Raw genomic sequence first — 12,433 nt, forward strand, 5'->3', positions numbered from 1 at the left:
GTCATTCCTGTCGTATAAGTCATGCGACAAGCCCTGCGAGTTCCGCGTTTCCCATGAGCATGCCAAACCGCCTCATACCGAACCAGCCGGTTCCCCCGCTACGGGTGAAGACCGTCGGTGGTCCTTGCTGGCGGCTGTGCGACCAGAAGCCGCAGCACTTCACGCTTGTCCTGTTCTACAGCGGCCTGCAGTGTCCTTTCTGCAAGGCGCAGCTCCAGGAGTACGAGGCGCGTTACGAAGAGTTCCGCAAACTCGGCGTTCGTGTTCTCGCCGTCTCCGCCGACAGCCGTGAGCGCGCCGAGCAGGCGGTTCGCGACTGGCATCTCGACGAGCTGACGGTCTGCTGGGGATTGACGGTCGACCAGGCGCAGGACTGGGGTCTCTATCTCAGCGAAGGGCATGGCAGGGTGTTTAATGGCATCGAGGAGCCCAGCTGGCATGTCGAGCCGGGATTGTTCTTCATCAAGCCCGATGGTCGCCTCTACGCCGGCTTCGTGCAGACGGTGCCAGTTGCCCAGCCTCGGATCGATGACGTGCTCGGCGGCATCCGCTTTGCCATCGAGACGGCGATGGAGCCGTCGGGTAGTGCTGACGACGAAGCCTGTCGTGGCGAAGACTGTGGCTGTGGCGAGCCCGCCAAGCTGCACGCCGTTTGACCGGGCAAAGGCCCGATCTGTTTCTTTCAAGCTCCGCCCGGAAGGTTGATGACTTTCCGGGCGGATCTTTTTGTTTTCAGCGCAGCTCGACCGCGTAGTCCTCGACCGGCTTCACCGTCTTGATCAGGCCGGCGTCCTTCATGAACTGAGAGAAGCGCTGGTAGCGGCCGGCGTCGAGCGCGGCGGGACGCTTGGCAAAGCGCGGCAGCGTGTCGGCCCAGGCGCGGCGGTTGAGGTCGTCGTTGAGGTCGGGATAGGCCTTGATGAACACCGCCCAGGCGTCGTCCGGGTGGTTGGTGAGGTAGATGGTCGCCTCTTCGACGGCGGCGAGGAATTCCGGCAGGCGCTTGTCGCCGATGAGATCCTTGCGCGTCACGTAGATCAGTTCGTCATAGGCCGGCATGCCGTTTTCTTCCGGATAGAAGGCGACGCCTTCATGCCCTTCGATCTTCATCTGGTTGAGTTCGAAGTTGCGATAACCGCCGACCACCGCGTCGACCTGGCCGGCCAGCAGCGACGCCGACAGCGAGAAATTGACGTTGACCAGCTCGACGTCGTCGGTCTTGAGGCCGGCCGTCTTCAGGAACTGGCCCAGCATGGCATCCTCGAAACCGGATACCGAATAGCCGATTTTGCGGCCCTTGAGGTCGGCCAGCGTCTTCACCGGCCCGTCTTTGAGGGCGATCAGCGTATTCAGCGGCGTCTCGATCAGCGTGCCGAAGCGGACGAGCGGCAGGCCGGCATCGACGTCGAGGTCGAGGCTGGGCTGGTAGTGCAGCGCCACGTCGGCCTGGCCGGCGGCGACGAGACGCGGCGGCGCTGACGGATCGGCCGGGGCGATGAGGTCGACGTCGAGGCCGTGGGCGGCAAAGATACCCTTTTCCTTCGCCACCACCAGCGGCGCGTGGTCGGGATTGACGAACCATTCGAGCAGCACGGAGAGCTTGTCGGCGGCGGCCGCTGGGCTGACCGCGAGCATGAGGGCGGTGGCAAGGGCGGGAAGAAGACGCATCGATAGATCCTTTCGGGAGGTCAGTCTTTCTCGATCCAGGGAATGAGGCGGAGGGTCAGCCGGTCGACGGCGATCTTGATGAGCAGCGTCGCGGCGGCCAGCACGCCTAGGGCGGCGAACAGCAGCGGCGTCTGCATGCGGGCGTTGGCCTGCACCATCAGCAGGCCGAGGCCGCGCGAGGCGCCGACCCATTCGCCGATCACCGCGCCGATCGGCGCGTAGACGGCGGCGACGCGGATGCCGGTGACCAGCGCCGGCAGGGCGGCCGGCACGCGGATCAGTCTCATGGTGCGAAAGCGGCCGGCGCCGGTGAGGCGGGCGAGGTCGAGGAAATGCGCCGGTGTGCGGCGAAGGCCGTCGGCAAAGGAGGAGGCGACGGGAAAGAAGATGACCAGCGTGGTCATCACCACCTTGGAGGCGAGGCCGAAGCCGAACCACAGCACCAGGAGCGGCGCCAGCGCGAACACCGGCAGTGCCTGACTGACCACCAACAGCGGCGACAGCAGCCGGTTGGCCAGCGGCGAGGCGGAGACGGCAAGGCCGGCCAACAGGCCGAAGGCGATGCCGGCGGCAAGGCCGAGCACGGTTTCCGCCAGGGTGACGCCGGCTTCCGCCAGAAGGCGCGGGCCATAGGCGGCATAGGCTGCCACGACATCGGCCGGCGACGGCAGCAGGAAGGCGGGCAGGGCGAGGCCGGTCGCCGCCGCCTGCCAGAGGATCAGCACGGCGGCGAACGAGATGAGCGCCTGAATGGCGACACCACGGCCGGCGGCAAGCATCGTCTTCGGGCGCATCGCGGTTCCCATCATTCGCCGTGCCCTAAAAAAGGGCGGATGGGCCACGAGCGTTGGGGGAAACATGGCCGAAGGACCGCGAATAACGCGGCGGGGCCATGAGGTTCCGTTCCTTCGCCGGCATGACCCGGATCAGGTTCGAAGGGTTCGACCCGCCACGCGGATCATCTCAGCCTTCCCGGATGGAAGACACCCCTCGGAACGCCCCTGTTATGATCGTCGGCGGCGGCGATGTCCAGCGGCAAGACGACGGGTCGCCACGCCGGGCGTTCGCCGGAGGGCGGGAAATCGGGGAACTGACAACGGCTTGGCGAGGCGCGCCGGGAAAGCCGAGCCGGAAAACGAAATTCCCCTTGCGCTCTCAAAACGCCTTCGCTATATCCGCCCCACGCTCTTAGAAGCGTGCCGCGCTCCCATCGTCTAGCGGTCCAGGACGTCGCCCTCTCACGGCGAAAACACCGGTTCGATTCCGGTTGGGAGTGCCAATTTTTCAAATTGTATATTACGGTATGTCTGTCTAGCGGCTTAGTCGTTGGATTATGGTGGTATGTGTGTATTTGAAGGATGCCGCCGGACTTTGCCGACTTCCGGTCATTGGAGACTACATTCCGCTCTTCCCATCGCCCTTTGGGGATTTTCCTCAACGATTGTGCTGTTGCGGGCCGCGAACTCTTTGGATTTGACCGTTCCTTTTAAGAGCAGGCGCTGTATCGTATGGTCATAGCAACCTAAGCTATTGCGTTCGGTGGGACCCCGATGAACAGGGCTGTTGTGTTTCTCGTCGCTGCGTGTCTCGGATGGCCTCTTACTGCCTTGGCTGCGCCAACACTGGGTCTACTCTGCATTCCGAAGCCCGATCCCCTGGGGCCGGTGCCGGACCCAATCGACACAATCTCTGTTACTTACCGGGACGCGGTGTGGACAGTGGTCCACTCAGCTGCCTCGGGGAAATTCTATGTTCGCTCAGAGCAATATGACATCAAGGACACGTCGGCAGAGGGTACCTCGTGGGGATGGGTTGGCTTTCACAAAAGGAAGAAAAACGTTGGCATGGTGTCGGCAACCTACAAGCTTGGAGATGGTTATGTTTATGCCGAGACGGTTGCCGATACTGCGACGGGCAAAATTCTGGCCGAGGTGAGCGCGCGCTGTATTGAGCGGTCTTCGCTTGCTGGCAATTTTGAACTTCTTGACACCGCAGTGAGAGTCAACTCGCCGCTTGCGGAACAAAGGCCTGTCAGCAGACCCAATCCGGATCGTCAGCAAGATTTTGCGCAAAGACACCCAGATCTGGGTCTGTCTGCTCAATTCAATATGTCTGGCGGGACCCCTCAGGTTCCTGTCCTGATAAATGACAGACTAAGCCTTGATTTCATTATCGATAGTGGTGCTAGTGACGTATCCATCCCGTCGGATGTGGCGCTGACGCTTGTGCGGACAGGCACCATTGCTGATAATGATTTTCTGGGGGCTAGCGATTACACTCTTGCCGATGGAAGAACGTCCTCAGCCAGCCGCATAAATATTCGCTCGCTTTCTATTGGTGGCATTACCATACGGAATGTCACTGCAAGCGTAGCCAATGCGGCCGGACCGCTGCTGTTGGGAGAGAGCTTCCTCACTCGTTTGCCGAAATGGACTATAAATAACGAAACTCGAGCATTTGAGTTCGACCGTCCCGATTTAGCCGAAATGGGGCCTTCACCCATAGGGCCGTCTCGTGGCCAGAGTGCGATGAGGAAGTAACCTTTGCCTTAGCGAACTGTCTCACTGCGAAATACCCGGCAGTCATGATTTTTCTGACGAGGAGCGGCGCGAACGGCTGCGCGACATAATGAGGTTAGGTCATCAAAGCTCGCTAGCTATCTCGCGCTTTACCCGAGCAAGGAGTTCGCGCTGCTATCACCGGACAGTGGCCAATCAGTTTACCGTCTGGCAGCCCGCCTGGGCAGAGGTGATCTCGATCACAAATAAGAAGGCGAGGCTAACCGGAGCGTTTCGATCCGTCTTGCTCCAACACAATTGTGGATGCTCTTCGCGCCGCGCTTTGGATTGGCTGTAAGGCAACGACAGCTGGGCTGGTATCTTGACCCGCGCCCGAAGCGTTCAAAAATTAGGTGGACTTGAAGGCTCGGGCTCAAGTGATCGGATATGAGCGTGTGGCCTATTTCTAAATCTTCGCGGCCGTCCGCTTTTCAAATGTCGCGGCGTTCTGCGTCACAACCAATGGATCATATACCTTTCTTCATCAGGATAGTGCCCAAGGCCTTTATTCGACGCGTATTTTGGCTCTGCAAAACACCGCTCAGTAGTTCCCTTGGTTATTCATGCAATCTTTAGTTTACAAAAATTTAAGTCGCCAAAGTTATTTAGATTTATGGAGCATCAGTCGATCAGGTTGGACCCTCTGGCGGCCCAGCGATAGCTCCTGATGTTTTTGCTGGAACGACCTCCTCTCCACCGGGTTGTTTCGGCGTGGGCGATGCTCTCGGAGTTCGAAATGCCCAATACCGCACTATATCGCCGACAGGCCCCGGTATCCGCCGCCGCCACGCCCCAACCGGCCAGGGCGGATCTTTCACCGCTTGGCGGCTCCGAGATCCAGGTCTGGGAGGGCACCGGGGTTTTCAGCGTGTGTCGATCGATTTTTCTTCGCACGCGTCTCGAGAGCTGGATCAAGGCGAGCCGATTGGCGGGGGCGGCACCCCTCCTGAAGGAACTTTATGGCTTCGAGGAGGAAACGCATCTCGATGACGCCATGTTGCTTTTGCAGCAGGGCGACGACTTCCTCTACGTTCATCAGGGCACGAAATCTGTTCATGAATATGGGCGGATTTTTCGCGGGGTGCTTTTGTCCACGATCCCCGGCACCATGAGCCAGTCGTTTCGGCGCCACTACAATTTGACCCTCGGCGACATGAGGCCGCGCTATATGCAGTTCCGAACTGACTTTTCCGCTCGCCACGTCCGGTGGGAGCGTATCGCCCTGCCGCTCGTTTCCGATGAAAAGCAGACGACCAAGTTTCTTCTGCTCTATTCGGTGCCGCTCGACGACAAGATGGAGATCTTGCAAGCCACCTTCGACAGGTCGGCCGTGGGGATGGTCGCCGCCGCGAAGACGATCGGCGAGGAAAAGACGCTGGAAGACGCGGCGGTTCTCTTGGTCAACCATCGGGCCCGCTCCATGCTGGGGATCGAAGACGACATGCTGCCCCTGTCCACGGTGCGCGACCTTCGGGCCTGGGTGCAAAACGTGAGGAAGTGGGAGCAAGTCGGCGAACCCAAGACCACTTCGGGAAAGACGATCCTCGGTTTCAGAGACAAGGAAAAGGCGAAGAACATCACGGTGGTCATCGAGCCGATCGAACACTTCGTCATTTTCCATCTGATCGACTGATGCCAATTTGCAAAGCCCGAGCGGGGCGATGGCCTTGCCGTTGTAGCTGAAGAGATCGAGATCGAGGGCAGGGCCTCCATGACGCGGGTGTTTCGTCAGGTCAGGCAGGCGACCGCGAATCTTGGTCAGCAGTTTGTGGTGAACGCCGACATCCAGATAACCGGGGTAGGTCCGCCAGTCGCGGCGTTCGCTGGCATCAGCCGCGGCGTCCGGGGCTGAGTGATCGCGGCACGCGCCTGTTCGGGACAAAAGACGGGAGCCCAGAAACGACGAACGCCGCGACTGGGGGAGTCGCGGCGTTCATGCGGCCGGCTGGCGAGCTATGTCCAGCCGGAGGATGCGGGGACCGGGGAAGCGGTCGCCGCACTCCCGCTTACGGCTACTCAGGCCTTCGGCTTGGTGACGATGACGTTCCAGGAGCCGGGCATCAGCTTGGCGGTCAGCGTGTCGTTGTCGATGGCGACCGACTTGATGGGCGCCGGCGCCACCGTGTTGGGGGCGTCCTTGGTGTTCACCGCCTTCATGTTGGGGTGATAGACCTGCTGGGCCTCGCTGACTTCCCGCGCACCGCCGAAGCCGCGCAGTTCGACCTTGAGGTCCATCGGCTCGGCAAGGTTACGGTTGAGCGCGAAGATCACCACTTCGCCGGTGCTCTCGTCCTGGGTGACGGCCGAGATGAGGTAGGGCATCTCCTCGGCGGTCTTGCCGGCATAGCTGGCGGAGGTGGCAAGCGTGCGGAGCACGCGGCCACGGGCGTATTTCGCCGTCAGCGCGAAGGGATGGAAAATGGTCTGCCGCCAGGCCGGGCCACCTTGCTCGGTCATGATCGGGCCGATGATGTTGACCAACTGGGCAAGGCAGGCGCATTTGACGCGGTCGGAGTTGTTGAGGAGCGTGATCAGCGCGCCACCGATGAGCAGGGCGTCCTCGGTGTTGTAGACTTCCTCGATCAGCGGCGGATGCTCGGGCCAGCCGGGCTTCCTGAGATCGTCGTGACCGCGCGCCTTGTACCACACGTTCCATTCGTCGAGCGACAGCATGATGCGCTTCTGCGAACGGCGGTTGGCGGCCACGGCGTCTGCGATCGCCACCACTTCCTTGATGAAATAGTCCAGGAGCTCGACGTTGCCGAGGAACTCCTCGGTCGAGTCATGCGGGTTCATGAAATAGGTGTGCAGCGAGATGAAGTCGACGTGGTCGAAGCAGTGGTCGAGCACTTCGTATTCCCAGCGGGCGTAGGTGGCCATGTCGCGGTTCGACGAGCCGCAGGCGGCCAGTTCGATCGACGGGTCGACCCAGCGCATCACCTTGGCCGTTTCGTGGGCGGCGCGGCCGTATTCGGTCGCCGTCTTGGCGCCGATCTGCCAGGGGCCGTCCATCTCGTTGCCGAGGCACCAGAACTTGATGTCGTGCGGCTTCTCGTAGCCGTGGCTCTTGCGCAGCTCGGAAAGCTCGGTGCCGCCGGGGTGGTTGCAGTATTCGATGAAGCGGCGGGCATCGTCGATGCCGCGCGTGCCGAGGTTGACGCCGAACATCGGCTCGACGCCGACCTGCCGGCTCCAGTCGATGAATTCATTGGTGCCGAAAGCGTTGGTCTCGGTCGAGAACCAGGCAAGGTCCAGGCGGCGAGGCCGCTGTTCCTTGGGGCCGACGCCGTCTTCCCAGTTATAGCCGGACAGGAAGTTGCCGCCGGGATAGCGGACGATGGTGACGCCGAGTTCCTTGGTGAGCTCGGCAACGTCCTGACGGAAGCCGTTCTCATCGGCGGTGGAATGGCCCGGCTCGAAGATGCCGGTATAGACGCAGCGTCCCATATGCTCGACGAAGGTGCCGAACACCCGGCGGTCGAGATCGGAAATGGCAAAATCGGCGTCGACGATAAGACGAGCGGACGTCATGAGCTTTCAGCTTTCGGGTTTGGATGGTCTCGGAGGGTGGCGGTGCCCCGGCTGGGGAGAGGGCGCCGCGATCCTCGGTACGGTCTCCGGTCCCAAGGGGCCGGAAGGCGCTTGTCGTTCGTTTCCAACCGGGGGGAGGGTCCGGCCGCACGAACCGTGGCGGTGTCCTGCCCGGCCGGTCATGACGACCGCGGCCGGGCAGGGCTTTTCGTATTACTTGGCGTTGGCGAGCAGCTCGTTGACGCGGGTCTCGGCGTCGGTCAGAGCCTGATCGATCGGCTTGTCGCCACGCATGGCCGAGCCGACTTCCTCACCTTCGATCTCCTGGATCGAGAACTGACGCTTGACGGCCGACGGCAGGGCGGTGCCGTTGACGGCCAGCGAGGCGATGTCGCCACGATGCGGCAGGTTCTTGAACGCGTCGCTGTCGATGATCGACTTGCGGACCGGCAGATGGCCGGTACGCGACCACTCGTAGTTATTGTCCCAGAGGAACTTCATGAATTCGATCGCCGAGGCGCGCTGCGCTTCGGAGAGATTCTGCTTCAGAAGAACCCAGCTATGACCGTCGGCCCAGACGCGTGGGCTGCCGGGGTAGATCTGCGGGAAGGCCGTCACGGCATAGCCGTTGGCAAGCGGGCCGTCCTTCTTGGCTTCCTGGTCGTAGGTATCGATCAGCCAGGTGCCGCAGATGAACACGCCACCCTCGCCGGCCGCGAAGCTCGACACGGACGCCGCGTAATCCTGGTTCTTGGTGGTCAGATCCTTGGAGAAGATGTCAGCCAGCAGCTGGGCGGCATTCTTGGCTTCCGGCGAGGAGAAATTCACCTTGTTCGGATCGGCGAAGAAGTCGGCATTCTGCTGGTAGAGCAGCGTGTCGAAGGTGCGGGTGTAGAAGGCCGTCTCGTTGGCAAGCGTCGAGATGAAGTAGGGCTTGCCGGTCTTTTCCTTGAACTGCTCGGCCTGCTTCATCAACTCGTCGGTGCTCTTGGGCAGGATCGGCTTGCCCGCCGCGTCGACGAGGCCCGCCTGCTTGAACAGGTTCATGTTGATGTGCCACAGCCAGGTGTGGGTGTCGAACGGCATGGCGTAGATCTTGCCGTCCTTGGTGACACCCTGGCGGGCGGCGCCGGTCATGTCGTTGACGTCGATGCCGGCCTTGGCGAAGTCCTCATCGAGCGGCTCGAGCAGGCCGCGCGAGGAATAGTCGGAGATGACCGCCTCATGCATGACGGAGATGACCGGCGGCTCGCCCGAACGGATGCGGGCGGTGAGCTGGTCGTAGCCCGGCCACTCGACGATCTCCGGCTTGACGACGGTGGTCTTGCTGTCGGCGTTGAACTTGTTGATCAGCGCGGTGATGATGCCGCACTCGCCGTTGGCCTTGGTCACGTCGGTGACGGTGCCGTAGTCGGCTTCGCAGGCGCCGAAGAAGCGCGCAACGGAGATCTCGGTCTTGTCGGCCGCGAGCGCGGCGCCAGCGCTGGCCGTAAAGACCAGACCTGCCAGCAGGGCAGTGGATAGCTTTCTCATTGGACCTCCTCCAAAACGGCCGATTTCACTCCCAAAATCCCTCGCGCTCGGCCGCTCGTGCGTTGGATTCCGCTTTCCCAATCCCCTCCTCCGGGGATCAGCTGATCGCCGCGCCGGCGACGGCCCGGACGATGTATTTCTGGAAGAAGAGGTAGACGATGAAGACCGGCAGGCCCGCGAAGATCGCTTGCGCCATCAGGAAGCCTAGGCCTTCCGATTGGGCGAAGTTGGTCTGGGTGGAGGCGATGCCGACGGTGATGGTGAACATTTCCGGCTTGGTCGCCGAGATCAGCGGCCAGAGGTAGTCGTTCCAGGCGCCGAGGAAAGAGAAGATGCCGAGCGTCGCCTGAGCCGGGATGGTCAGCGGCAACAGAACCTTCCAGAAGATCTTGAAGCGGGAGGCGTTGTCGAGCATCGCCGCCTCGTCGATGTCCTTGGGGATGGCCTTGAAATACTGGGTCATCAGGAAGACGCCGAAGGCGCTCGACAGGCCCGGCAGAATGATCGCCGGGTAGGTGTTATGCATCTTCAGGTCGGAGAACATCTGATGGCGGGCGATGATCACCGCCTGTTCCGGCACGGCAAGGCCGAGCAGAACCAGAACGAAGATGATGTCGCGGCCCTTGAACTCGGCACGGGCAAAGCCGTAGCCGGCCAGCGAGGACAGGATCAGGATGCCGGCGGTGACGCCGATCGACACCACCGCGCTGTTCCACAGCCAGCGGAATACGCCCGAGCTCTGGAAGATGTCGGTGTAGTTCTTGAGCGTGTAGGGCGGGTGGAAGGCCGAGGCCGTCGAGATCATCAGCTCGGAGTTCGGCTTGAACGACAGGATGAGAGTCCAGGCGATCGGCAGCATCCAGATGGCGGCGACGAGGACGACGGTGAAGAGGATCAGCTTGTTGCCGATACCACGGCCGACGATGTGTTCACTGGCAGCCATGGCTTATTCCTCCACGCGCTTGCGGGACACGAAGAACTGGGCGAGGGCGGCGACCGCCATGATCAGGAACAGGATTTCCGAGGCAGCGGCGGCGTAGCCGAGGTTCCAGGAGCGGAAGCCCTGCTCGTAGATGAACTGAACGATCGGGCGAGACGCATTGTTGGGGCCGCCCTGGGTGAGCAACTGGGCCTGGCCGAACAGCTGGAACTGGGCGACGATCTCGTAGATGACAACGACCAGCATGGTGCGGCGGATCGACGGCATGGTGATCGACCAGAACGAGCGCCAGCGGGAGGCGTTGTCGAGGGCGGCGGCCTCATAGAGTTCGCCGGGGATCTGCTGCAGCGCGGCGAGGAACAGCATCATCGGCAGGCCGATGATCCACCAGATGGTACAGATGGCGATCGCCACCAGAGCCAGCGAAGACGATGTGATGAAGGCGACCGGCTGGAGGCCGAGAACCTTGAAGATGCTGGCAATGGCGCCATTGCCGGGCATGTACATCATCTTCCAGATGATGGTGACGATGGTGACCGACAGCACCGAGGTGCCGAAGAAGATGGCGCGCAATGCCGCCGCCGTGCGGTCGCCGCGGTTGAGGGCGAGCGCCAGGAGAAGGCCGATCGCCACGAACACCGGGACCGTCATCAAAACGAACAGGAAGGTGTTCCAGACGGTGCCGATGAAGATCTTGTCGTTGAACAGCCGGTGGTAGTTGGCCAGTCCGGCAAATTTCGACGTGTCGTCGAACATGTCGGACTGGAGCATCGACATCCAGATGCCCTTGAAAAGCGGATAGACCAGCAGCACGAGGTAGAACACCAAGTATGGTGCCACGAACAATGCGTTGGACCAGCGTGGCCCGATCGAGGCGCCCGTCGGGCGCTTGACCGCCGCGACCGCCTTGCCGGGGGATAGCGTGACGTCCGTCATCTCACCCTCCGTCAATGGCGCGCGTGATAGGCGAGGCCGGCGGCGTCGAACAGGTGCGCGGTGGCGCTTTCGACCGCGAGGCGGACGCTGTCGCCGGACTGGGCCTGGCTGATGCCGGTGTCCTCGGCCACCAGCGTACTGCCGTCGGTCAGGCGAACGTGCAGATGCGTGCGGTCGCCGAGGCGCTCGACCACTTCCACCTTGCCGGGAATGGCACCGTCCGGCCGAGCGCGGATCGCCTCGGCGCGGATGCCGACGCGCAGGTCGGCGCCAGCCGGCAGGGCGGCGAGAGGAACGTCGGTTTCGATAACCGAGCCGTCGCTGAGCGTGGCGGAGGCAAGGCCGCCACGATCGCTGACCTGAACGGGCAGGAAGTTCATGGCCGGGGAGCCAACGAAACGGGCGACGAATTCGGTGGCCGGGCGGCCATAGATTTCCATCGGCGCGCCGACCTGCTCGACCTTGCGAGCGTTCATCACCACAATACGGCTGGCCAGGGTCATCGCCTCGACCTGGTCGTGGGTGACGAAAATGGTGGTGGCACGCGTCTGCTGGTGCAGGCGGGCCAACTCGACGCGGGTACGGACGCGCAAGGCGGCGTCGAGGTTGGAGAGCGGCTCATCGAACAGATAGGCCTTGGGGTCCTTGACCAGGGCGCGGCCGATGGCGACGCGCTGGCGCTGACCGCCGGAAAGCTGGCCGGGCTTGCGTTGCAGGAGATGGCTGATCTCCAGGATGCGGGCGGCTTCCTCGATGCGGCGGGCGATCTCATCCTTGGCGGTGCCGATGTTCTTGAGACCAAAAGCCAGGTTATCGAACACGGTCATGTGCGGATAAAGTGCATAGTGCTGGAACACCATGGCGACGCCGCGCGCCCCAGGAGGGAGATGATCCACCCTCTCGCCGCCGATGCGGATCTCACCAGCGTTGACCGTTTCCAGCCCGGCGATCATGCGCAGAAGCGTCGATTTGCCGCAGCCGGACGGTCCGAGGAAGGCGACGAACTCGCCGGAGTGGATGGTCAGCGACAGCTCCGAGATCACCTCGACGGAGCCGAACCGCTTGGACACCGAATCCAGTTCGATGCTGCTCACCTGCATTCTCCTCCACAAAACCAGTTTTCTTCTTATGGTATGATGATAAGATTGTACGGCGAGGAGGGGCCTTGTCAATCCTCGCCTTGGACAATTTTGGTGAGATAGGTACAGCTAAACGGCGCTTCTGGGCGGAAGAGCTGGATTGGCTGGTCGCCATCTTGCTGTCGGAC

10 protein-coding genes, 1 tRNA gene and 1 riboswitch are annotated in these 12,433 nt (G+C 62.0%); of the genes, 4 read left to right on the forward strand and 7 right to left on the reverse strand.

Annotated features, from left to right (window positions below; all coding sequences use genetic code 11):
* The first annotated feature begins 53 nt into the window (after nucleotides 1-53).
* On the forward strand, nucleotides 54-656 hold the full coding sequence (locus tag AB6N07_RS05315; protein ID WP_370676771.1) for a peroxiredoxin-like family protein: 603 nt from the start codon (nucleotides 54-56) through the stop codon (nucleotides 654-656).
* Nucleotides 657-732: 76 nt separating this feature from the next.
* On the opposite strand, the gene AB6N07_RS05320 is transcribed toward AB6N07_RS05315, so the two are convergent.
* Nucleotides 733-1,668, reverse strand: coding sequence for an ABC transporter substrate-binding protein (locus AB6N07_RS05320; protein ID WP_370676772.1), 936 nt, complete (start codon nucleotides 1,666-1,668; stop codon nucleotides 733-735).
* A 20-nt stretch (nucleotides 1,669-1,688) separates the two neighbouring features.
* A complete protein-coding gene (locus AB6N07_RS05325; protein WP_370676773.1) occupies nucleotides 1,689-2,462 on the reverse strand; it encodes an ABC transporter permease in 774 nt (257 codons plus the stop codon).
* A gap of 92 nt (nucleotides 2,463-2,554) precedes the next feature.
* A riboswitch (TPP riboswitch) is annotated at nucleotides 2,555-2,669 on the reverse strand.
* Nucleotides 2,670-2,871: 202 nt separating this feature from the next.
* Between AB6N07_RS05325 and AB6N07_RS05330 the strand changes: the two genes are divergently transcribed.
* The 3 genes from AB6N07_RS05330 (at nucleotide 2,872) to AB6N07_RS05340 (ending at nucleotide 5,859) form a co-directional block, all read left to right on the forward strand.
* Nucleotides 2,872-2,947 (forward strand) — tRNA-Glu (locus tag AB6N07_RS05330).
* A 565-nt stretch (nucleotides 2,948-3,512) separates the two neighbouring features.
* Nucleotides 3,513-4,208, forward strand: coding sequence for a TIGR02281 family clan AA aspartic protease (locus AB6N07_RS05335; RefSeq protein ID WP_370676774.1), 696 nt, complete (start codon nucleotides 3,513-3,515; stop codon nucleotides 4,206-4,208).
* Between the two features lie 754 nt (nucleotides 4,209-4,962).
* Nucleotides 4,963-5,859: a hypothetical protein gene (locus AB6N07_RS05340; RefSeq protein ID WP_370676775.1), complete on the forward strand. Its 897-nt coding sequence runs from the start codon at nucleotides 4,963-4,965 to the stop codon at nucleotides 5,857-5,859.
* 383 nt (nucleotides 5,860-6,242) lie between these two features.
* Here AB6N07_RS05340 and AB6N07_RS05345 read toward each other — a convergent pair whose 3' ends face one another.
* The 5 genes from AB6N07_RS05345 to AB6N07_RS05365 form a co-directional block, all read right to left on the reverse strand.
* Nucleotides 6,243-7,757 (reverse strand): alpha-N-arabinofuranosidase, encoded by a 1,515-nt coding sequence (locus AB6N07_RS05345; protein ID WP_370676776.1) that lies wholly within the window; start codon nucleotides 7,755-7,757, stop codon nucleotides 6,243-6,245.
* 213 nt (nucleotides 7,758-7,970) lie between these two features.
* Nucleotides 7,971-9,290, reverse strand: coding sequence for an extracellular solute-binding protein (locus AB6N07_RS05350; RefSeq protein WP_370676777.1), 1,320 nt, complete (start codon nucleotides 9,288-9,290; stop codon nucleotides 7,971-7,973).
* Nucleotides 9,291-9,387: 97 nt separating this feature from the next.
* A complete protein-coding gene (locus AB6N07_RS05355) occupies nucleotides 9,388-10,233 on the reverse strand; it encodes a carbohydrate ABC transporter permease (protein WP_370676778.1) in 846 nt (281 codons plus the stop codon).
* 3 nt (nucleotides 10,234-10,236) lie between these two features.
* Nucleotides 10,237-11,166, reverse strand: coding sequence for a carbohydrate ABC transporter permease (locus tag AB6N07_RS05360; RefSeq protein ID WP_370676779.1), 930 nt, complete (start codon nucleotides 11,164-11,166; stop codon nucleotides 10,237-10,239).
* A gap of 11 nt (nucleotides 11,167-11,177) precedes the next feature.
* Complete coding sequence (locus tag AB6N07_RS05365; RefSeq protein WP_370676780.1) at nucleotides 11,178-12,266, reverse strand: ABC transporter ATP-binding protein; 1,089 nt, start codon at nucleotides 12,264-12,266, stop codon at nucleotides 11,178-11,180.
* Nucleotides 12,267-12,433: the final 167 nt, after the last annotated feature.

Origin of the sequence: Pleomorphomonas sp. PLEO (genome assembly GCF_041320595.1) — a bacterium.
In the GTDB taxonomy this organism is placed as follows: Bacteria; Pseudomonadota; Alphaproteobacteria; order Rhizobiales; family Pleomorphomonadaceae; genus Pleomorphomonas.

What these genes read in the sequence shown, in the direction of transcription:
- AB6N07_RS05365 (WP_370676780.1), bottom strand. Translation starts at nt 12,266, where the DNA reads ATGCAGGTGAGCAGCATCGAACTGGATTCGGTGTCCAAGCGGTTCGGC.
- AB6N07_RS05315 (WP_370676771.1), top strand. Translation starts at nt 54, where the DNA reads ATGAGCATGCCAAACCGCCTCATACCGAACCAGCCGGTTCCCCCGCTA.
- AB6N07_RS05335 (WP_370676774.1), top strand. Translation starts at nt 3,513, where the DNA reads ATGGTGTCGGCAACCTACAAGCTTGGAGATGGTTATGTTTATGCCGAG.
- AB6N07_RS05355 (WP_370676778.1), bottom strand. Translation starts at nt 10,233, where the DNA reads ATGGCTGCCAGTGAACACATCGTCGGCCGTGGTATCGGCAACAAGCTG.
- AB6N07_RS05325 (WP_370676773.1), bottom strand. Translation starts at nt 2,462, where the DNA reads ATGCGCCCGAAGACGATGCTTGCCGCCGGCCGTGGTGTCGCCATTCAG.
- AB6N07_RS05345 (WP_370676776.1), bottom strand. Translation starts at nt 7,757, where the DNA reads ATGACGTCCGCTCGTCTTATCGTCGACGCCGATTTTGCCATTTCCGAT.
- AB6N07_RS05360 (WP_370676779.1), bottom strand. Translation starts at nt 11,166, where the DNA reads ATGACGGACGTCACGCTATCCCCCGGCAAGGCGGTCGCGGCGGTCAAG.
- AB6N07_RS05350 (WP_370676777.1), bottom strand. Translation starts at nt 9,290, where the DNA reads ATGAGAAAGCTATCCACTGCCCTGCTGGCAGGTCTGGTCTTTACGGCC.
- AB6N07_RS05320 (WP_370676772.1), bottom strand. Translation starts at nt 1,668, where the DNA reads ATGCGTCTTCTTCCCGCCCTTGCCACCGCCCTCATGCTCGCGGTCAGC.
- AB6N07_RS05340 (WP_370676775.1), top strand. Translation starts at nt 4,963, where the DNA reads ATGCCCAATACCGCACTATATCGCCGACAGGCCCCGGTATCCGCCGCC.